Consider the following 6,269-nt stretch of genomic DNA (forward strand, 5'->3'; position numbering starts at 1 on the left):
CAATGAACCATACGGCAAGCGTATTCCTGTTCGATGCCAAGGGTGAACTCGTCACCATGATTGACTATCACGAGCCAAGAGAATTCGCAGTGCCGAAGATCCGGCGTGCACTGACAGAAGACGTAGAGGGGGCAACATGAATATTAGAATTGTTTTGGCGAGCGCTGTGGTCGCAGGCGCTTTTTCGGTGACCGCCATCGCCATATCTGGCGTTCTTTCCAAAGAGCCAGTGCCTCCTGCGATTGCTGAAGCCACCCTCTGGACTCCCGATCCGCTCTCGATGCCTCAGATCGCCGACTACGATGTGACACCGCCCGCTGCATTTCACGCCGACAATGCTAGCCCAATGCGACCTCTGCCGCTCTTGCAATCCGTCTTCGCAGAAACCGCCTTGCCCGAGATTGAACCGCCTTTGATAACCTGGTCGCGTGAGATCGCGTCGGGCGAGACGCTGGATGCGGTCCTGGCGAACGCGGGTATCGCTGCGCCTGCGCGTGCCGAAATCGCGCTCGCGCTTGGTGCAGAATATGACCTGCGCCGATTGCGCCCGGGCCATGAGATCACTGTGATCTCAAAGGTGGACGGAAATCCGAGCCGCGTGGAACTGGCAGTTGACGATGGGGTGCGGATCGAAACGGTCTTTGGTCAGGAACTTGTCACACGCGTGTTGGAGCCAGACCCTGAAATGGTGACGTTCGCGGGCGAGGCAGTGATCGAAAGCTCTGTCTTCGCGGCATTGGACAAGGCGGGCATCCCTGCTCGCTTTGCGGTCGACATGGCGCAGATGCTGGGCGGCACAGTGGATTTTCGACGCGAACTTTCCGGTGGCGAGACGATGCTTCTTCTTTGGCGCGAAGCGCGCGACGGAAACGAGAGGATCGGTCAGCCCGAACTTGCCTTTGCCGCACTGAATCTTGGTGAAACGGTCTACGAGATCGTCTGGCCGGATGACGGCAGCGGCAAAGCGACGATCTATGTTGATGGAGAGGTCCTGCGTGTCTTTGCCCAACCGGTGGAAGGAGCGCGGCTGAGTTCCGTCTTTGGCCGTCGCACACACCCAGTCTATGGGAATGTGCGCATGCACACCGGCGTCGACTTTGCTGCAGCAAGCGGTACGCCGGTGAAAGCGACGGCGCCCGGACGCGTGAGCTTCATCGGACGTCGCGGTGGATATGGCCGGGTGGTGGAGATAGCGCATGGATCCGACACCCTGACACGATACGCACATCTCAGCGAGGTGCCGGACACACTCGAACAAGGGCAGCGCGTGATGGCCGGAGACATGATCGGTCGCGTCGGTGCGACCGGCACCGCGACCGGCCCCAATCTGCATTATGAGGTTCTTGTCGATGGTCGCCCGACGGATCCTCTCTCAGACGACCGACTGGCAGAGGCGGCCGAGCGGGATGCGGATGACACGGCTGCACTTGAGCGATTGGCTGAGGCACGCACGCTACTGGCCGAGAGGCTCACCAGCGAATTTATGCAAACAACAACCGAAAGGCTTTAATCCATGAAACGACTGGCTCTCGCCCTTGCAGTCACGCTGGCCTTGTTCCCCGCGGCGCAAGCTGTCGCCGATGCGATCCAGATTGATGTCCGGAAGACAAACGGCTGCGGCTGTTGTCTGTCCTGGATGAAGCACCTCGAGGAAAGCGGATTCGCGCCGACAGGCGAGGACATGTTCGGGGGATCTCTTGTGCGCTTCAAACTCGACAATGGCGTGCCTCAGCGCATGGTCTCCTGCCATACCGCTTTGGTCGACGGCTACGTGATCGAAGGCCACGTGCCGGCGGCTGACATCCAACGCCTGCTGGAGGACCGGCCAGACGCGGTAGGCCTGGCGGTGCCGGGAATGCCCTACGGGTCACCCGGCATGGGACCGGAGGACGACCGGGAGGCTTACGATGTCTTCCTGATCCACGAAGACGGATCGACCGAGGTCTACACCAGCTACTCGGCTCCTGACTGAACTCGCGGCAGAACCTTAACAATTGGAACCCCTCTACCCCATAGCGCTTGGCTTTCTTGGAAGCCTGGCCGCCGGATCGCTGACCGCGGTCGGGGCGGTCCCCGTTCTTTTTGGGCGCATCCCGTCCCGGGCCTCGCGCGATCTGCTGCTTGGCTTCGCGGCGGGTGTCATGCTCGCGGCTTCGTTCTTCTCGCTGATCATCCCGGCTCTCGAAGCAGCTGAAGGACAGTTCGACAACGGTGCTCTCCCGGCGGCCATCGTTTGTGTTGCGATCCTGCTTGGCATGGGCGCGGTCGCTCTGACGAACGAACGGCTGCCGCATGAGCATTTCAAGACGGGGCGGGAAGGCCCAGACGCTGCTTCGCTGCGCCGCGTCTGGCTCTTCATCATTGCGATCACGATCCACAATTTCCCCGAAGGACTCGCCGTTGGTGTCGGGTTTGGGGCTGACGGTCTGTCTGGTGGCTTGCCGCTTGCGATTGGCATCGGGCTGCAAAACGCTCCCGAGGGTCTCGCCGTAGCGGTCTCATTGCTTGGTGAGGGTTATTCCAGGCGCCGTGCGTGGGGGATTGCCGCCCTGACAGGTCTTGTCGAGCCGGTAGGCGGGCTTCTTGGGGCTGGGATCATCAGCATCTCGCAGCCGCTGTTGCCATGGGGGCTCGCCTTCGCCGCCGGGGCGATGCTCTACGTCATCAGCCACGAAATCATTCCCGAAACCCACCGTTCAGGCCATCAAAACAGGGCGACACTCGGTCTCGCAGCCGGCCTCGTGATCATGTTGTTCCTCGATGTATGGCTGGGAGGATGAGATGAAACTGACCCATTTCCAAGGTTTCATTGCGGCTGGAACTGCTTTTCTTGTCGATCAGGTGACAAAAGCAATTGTCGTCGCCAATGCGGCAGATTTGAGCACCGGAATTCCGGTCTTTCCCGGTTTCAATCTCATCTACCTGCGCAACGATGGCGTGACATTCGGACTACTTGGTGGAGCGCCATGGTGGAGCCTTACAGTGTTGGCCCTCGCTGTCTGTGGCTGGTTGACGGTCATGTTGGTGCGCACTGCCAGCCCGGTTGAGGCTATCGCCTATGGTGCGATTATCGGTGGCGCGCTCGGCAACGTCCTCGACCGCATCCGGTTTCGGGGTGTGACAGACTTCCTCGATTTCTACGCCGGATCCACGCATTGGCCCGCCTTCAACATGGCGGATGTTTTCGTGGTCGGCGGGGTGGGCCTACTGCTCATAGCTCCTTGGTTGAGCGCCAAGTTTCAGAATGGCACATGATGACGGGTTTGGCGCACATGTCTGTCTGGGGCCATTACATTCCTCTGCGTTCCGGAATTAGTTTTGTGGCGGGCGGTTTGACGGTTTTAGCCCTTCCGCCGTTCTCATGGCTCATCGCCGTTCCGGTTGCCTTCTCGGCGCTCTTTCTCATACTCCGACAGGTTTCCACAGCGCACGCTTTCTTTATCGGCTGGGTCTTCGGAATTGGCCAGTTCGGGTTCGGAATCTCTTGGATCGCCGAGAGTTTTTACGTCGATGCCGAAAGTTTCGCCGCGCTGGCGATCCCGGCCGTCGCGGGGTTGTCAGCGGGCCTAGCCATTTTCCCGGCCATGGCTGCGGCGCTCTATGCCGTCATCGCGCAGCGCAGACCCCTCGGGAGCATTGCCGCAAGTCTGCTTCTCGCAACCTGCTGGGTGGCGACGGAATGGTTGCGAGGTCATGTCCTGACAGGTTTTCCGTGGAACCTGGCCGCTTATGCTCTGGTCGATCACGCCGCGCTGCGACAGCCGGCAGCCTGGGTCGGAAGCTACGGGTTGAGCTTTCTCACCGTCCTTGTCGGCGTCATGCCGGGAGCTGCGTATTCCGCCGTGCCACGTCAACGGTCAGCCGTTCTGGTCTTGTGCGCGATGGCCATCATAGGACTCTGGGGTGCCGGTACGTTCCGCCTTGGATCAGAGGCGCCCTTGCCTCGCGTCGACTTGCGCATCGTGCAAGGCAACGTGCCGCAACGGGAGAAATGGGCGCCCGGAAACCGGGACGCGACCCTTGAGCTCTACCTCGACCTCTCATCTCGTCCCGGCAACGTCGATCTTCTGCTTTGGCCGGAGACGGCCTTTCCCGGTTTTCTCGACGAGGACGCGGCAGCCCGTACCCGGATCACCGGTTCTCTGCCCGAAGGTACGCTGCTTCTGACGGGAGTGCCCGATCGAGTGGAGAGCGTTGCGGGTACCCGCTATTTCAATACGGTCCAGGCCTATGACAGCAGCGGGGAAATACTGACCGGATATGCAAAGCATCATCTCGTGCCGTTCGGGGAATACGTTCCCTTCCGGGGCTGGCTGCCTTTCGCACGGCTGACCGAGGGATTGGGCGATTTCACGCCCGGACCGGGACCACGCACGCTCGCGCTCGCGGGTGCGCCGCTGGTCGCGGTCGCGATCTGCTACGAGATAATCTTTCCGGGCCACGTGGTCGATGATCTTTTCCGCCCCGACTGGATATTCAACGCCACCAACGATGCCTGGTTCGGAACCAGCATCGGGCCCGAGCAGCACCTCGCGGCCGCGCGCATGCGCGCGGTCGAAGAAGGTCTTCCCGTGGTCCGCGCGGCCAACACCGGGATATCCGCGATCATCGACGCCAATGGAGATGTCGTCGCGCGTCTCGATACCGGGGAAACAGGCGTCATTGACGCCAGCCTGCCCGGCGCGCGCGCTCCCACGCCCTACGCACGTTTCGGCGATTGGACATTGCTGATGCTCATCGGTGCGGCCTGGACCCTGGTCTATGCCGTCGGCTTGGCCGGACGACAGCCCAGTGCGGAGCATTCAAGAATGGAGGAATGGTGATGCTGGTACTCGCGGGTTTTGTCGGAGGTGCGATCTGGGGTGGCTATCTGGCGCGGCGGCGGAAAGGAAACCGCCTGGATATGCTTCAATATGCGACAAGCTTCGGCATTGCCTTCGGCCTCCTCGCCTTTTTCGCCTCGGTGATCCTGTTGCGCATCACGTCCTGAAAATGCTTCAGCATCGGCAACGAATTGAAACGACTGTTCAACATATTGCTTTACACTTTCCTGACGGTCTGCGCAGCGGGATTGGCCGTTTCCGGTACCGTCTACTTTCTGCTGCGTGCCTCCGTTCCCGACTATGACGAGGACTTCAGCGTTGCAGGCATAGATAGCCCGGTCGATATCCTGCGGGATTCTTCAGCCTTACCGCACATCACGGCGGGGTCCGCCGAGGATGTCTATTTCGCCATCGGCTTCGTTCACGCGCAAGACAGGCTCGGTCAGTTGTTGAGGGCAAGGCGTGCAACGAAAGACCTGTTGCCACTGGAGCCGACGACCGAAATTGACTCTTCGACATCCGATGCGCTCGAAGCATACGCCGCCGGTGTCAACGCGTGGCTTGGGCTGGTTTCCGAAGGCGGGCGCGGCAGGGGCTCACCCGAACTGTTGATCGCTGACGAGAGAATGATAGCGGCCTGGAGACCTGTCGATAGCCTCAGAATAGCCCATGCATTTTTGAGCGATCTTCGACCCAAGAGCCGGCAAGAATTGTCAGTCTCGTCAGATTTGCGGGTCCCGTCAGATCGCCCCGTCACACCCGAGTTGTTTGCGACCCCGCCCGAAGTCAGCCTCAATGCTTGGGCGCTGTCCGGCGACCGAACGGCCACAGGGGCACCAATTCTCGCCGCGGACATCGTTGGCCCTTTGTCGCTCCCCTCTGAATGGTACCTGGCGGATCTTCAGCTTCCGACAGGGGCCGCGATTGGCGCCACGTTGCCGGGCGTGCCGTTCGTTGTCATCGGCCGCAACGAGCGCGTCGCATGGGCGTTTGGATCAACTCCCCAAAAAGCCGTCAGAGAGCCAGAAGCTCCTACAGGCAGGGGTGCTGGCGATTATCTGATGATGCTTGACCGTCTCGCGAGGTCCACCGATGCGAACAACGCCCTTAGCGGAACCTCCGAAATGTTATCGGCCGGAATGGAGGTTCTAGCGATCGACCGTGAAACCTTGGCCCGCTGGCCCGAACGGGAGGTCGAGCGCCCTGCATCGTTTCGAGACGCCCGTTTGGCTGTGCTTGATGATCGACAGCTGATAATCTCGGTCGAGGGCGCGATTGCGGTTCAACGCGACACTGTCAGCGCAGCCGCACGCGCCCTTCTTCCTCTGATGGCAAAAGAGCTTTGGTTCGTGAGGTCCGCAAGCGGCATCGAAGAGACCCGCACCGAAAGGCTTCGCAACGAAATACTGGACAAGCTCGCGCAATGGAATGGCGACATGGATCGCT

The 6,269-nt window shown here is 60.6% G+C and carries 7 protein-coding genes and 1 pseudogene; all 8 read left to right on the top strand.

Annotation, left to right across the window (positions count from 1 at the left end; translation table 11 throughout):
* A pseudogene (locus KBT70_RS18335) lies at positions 1-140 on the top strand (SCO family protein); the annotation flags it as partial.
* On the top strand, positions 137-1,510 hold the full coding sequence (locus tag KBT70_RS18340; protein WP_058243489.1) for a M23 family metallopeptidase: 1,374 nt from the start codon (positions 137-139) through the stop codon (positions 1,508-1,510). The pseudogene KBT70_RS18335 and the gene KBT70_RS18340, both read left to right, overlap by 4 nt.
* Before the next feature lie 3 nt (positions 1,511-1,513).
* On the top strand, positions 1,514-1,972 hold the full coding sequence (locus tag KBT70_RS18345; RefSeq protein ID WP_296637587.1) for a DUF411 domain-containing protein: 459 nt from the start codon (positions 1,514-1,516) through the stop codon (positions 1,970-1,972).
* A gap of 22 nt (positions 1,973-1,994) precedes the next feature.
* On the top strand, positions 1,995-2,780 hold the full coding sequence (locus KBT70_RS18350) for a ZIP family metal transporter (RefSeq protein ID WP_296637590.1): 786 nt from the start codon (positions 1,995-1,997) through the stop codon (positions 2,778-2,780).
* A gap of 1 nt (position 2,781) precedes the next feature.
* Positions 2,782-3,255 (top strand): signal peptidase II, encoded by a 474-nt coding sequence (gene lspA / locus KBT70_RS18355; RefSeq protein WP_296637593.1) that lies wholly within the window; start codon positions 2,782-2,784, stop codon positions 3,253-3,255.
* On the top strand, positions 3,252-4,823 hold the full coding sequence (gene lnt / locus KBT70_RS18360) for an apolipoprotein N-acyltransferase (RefSeq protein WP_296637596.1): 1,572 nt from the start codon (positions 3,252-3,254) through the stop codon (positions 4,821-4,823). Before lspA ends, lnt begins: the two co-directional genes overlap by 4 nt.
* Entirely contained in the window at positions 4,823-4,990 is a 168-nt protein-coding gene (locus KBT70_RS18365) for a hypothetical protein (RefSeq protein ID WP_088652261.1), read from the top strand. Before lnt ends, KBT70_RS18365 begins: the two co-directional genes overlap by 1 nt.
* A 24-nt stretch (positions 4,991-5,014) precedes the next feature.
* Positions 5,015-6,269 (top strand): penicillin acylase family protein (locus KBT70_RS18370; RefSeq protein WP_296637600.1); only part of this gene is annotated, 1,255 nt, incomplete at its 3' end.

Origin of the sequence: Roseovarius sp. (assembly GCF_018066915.1) — a bacterium.
Taxonomy (GTDB): Bacteria; Pseudomonadota; Alphaproteobacteria; order Rhodobacterales; family Rhodobacteraceae; genus Roseovarius.

Excerpts from the sequence above, each read along its gene's own strand:
- lspA (WP_296637593.1), top strand. The coding sequence starts at position 2,782 with ATGAAACTGACCCATTTCCAAGGTTTCATTGCGGCTGGAACTGCTTTT.
- KBT70_RS18345 (WP_296637587.1), top strand. The coding sequence starts at position 1,514 with ATGAAACGACTGGCTCTCGCCCTTGCAGTCACGCTGGCCTTGTTCCCC.
- KBT70_RS18340 (WP_058243489.1), top strand. The coding sequence starts at position 137 with ATGAATATTAGAATTGTTTTGGCGAGCGCTGTGGTCGCAGGCGCTTTT.
- KBT70_RS18365 (WP_088652261.1), top strand. The coding sequence starts at position 4,823 with ATGCTGGTACTCGCGGGTTTTGTCGGAGGTGCGATCTGGGGTGGCTAT.
- lnt (WP_296637596.1), top strand. The coding sequence starts at position 3,252 with ATGATGACGGGTTTGGCGCACATGTCTGTCTGGGGCCATTACATTCCT.